Source organism: Methylobacterium sp. J-030 (genome assembly GCF_022829545.1).
Taxonomy (GTDB): domain Bacteria; phylum Pseudomonadota; class Alphaproteobacteria; order Rhizobiales; family Beijerinckiaceae; genus Methylobacterium.
In genome coordinates this window covers 1-461 of sequence record NZ_JAKSYM010000411.1, presented here as the reverse complement: position 1 = coordinate 461, position 461 = coordinate 1, and the positions used below count along the sequence as shown (strand labels likewise).

The window sequence follows — 461 nt, the reverse complement described above, 5'->3', positions numbered from 1 at the left end:
CTTGGCGAAGGCGCGCGAGGTGGAGCACGAGGCCATCGTCGCCGAGAGCCGCGCTCAGCTTGCCGAACTGGACGGCGGCGACGACCTGGCCCGCCGGATCACGGAATGGTCTGAGAGGGGCGGCGAGCGGCCCGACCTTGCACCGGAGCCGGCCAGCCTCGATGCCCCGCATGATCGCGACCGCGCACGGGTGAAGGCTGCCGCCTCCCGTCAGGCTGTCGCGGCGATCGGCGAGGTGGTCGACGTCAAGCGCGCCGCCCCCGCCGAGGCCGAAGCCCGGGTCGATGCCGCCGTCCGCTTCGTGGTCGAGGTAGTGGCCGGGGGTGTCGACAGCAACGGGCATACGGGCGCCGGCGCGGACGTTGAGGGCATCCCGGAGCTTGGCTCGCGCCACGGCCTCTAGCGGTGGCATTTCGGCCGCCGGACGGGCGGCATGCTGATGCGCGTCGAGAACCGCGAGG

1 protein-coding gene is annotated in these 461 nt (G+C 73.3%); it reads left to right on the top strand.

From position 1 onward, the window contains the following. Positions 1-403 (top strand): hypothetical protein (locus MKK75_RS35565; RefSeq protein WP_244047178.1); only part of this gene is annotated, 403 nt, incomplete at its 5' end. Between the last annotated feature and the right edge of the window lie 58 nt (positions 404-461).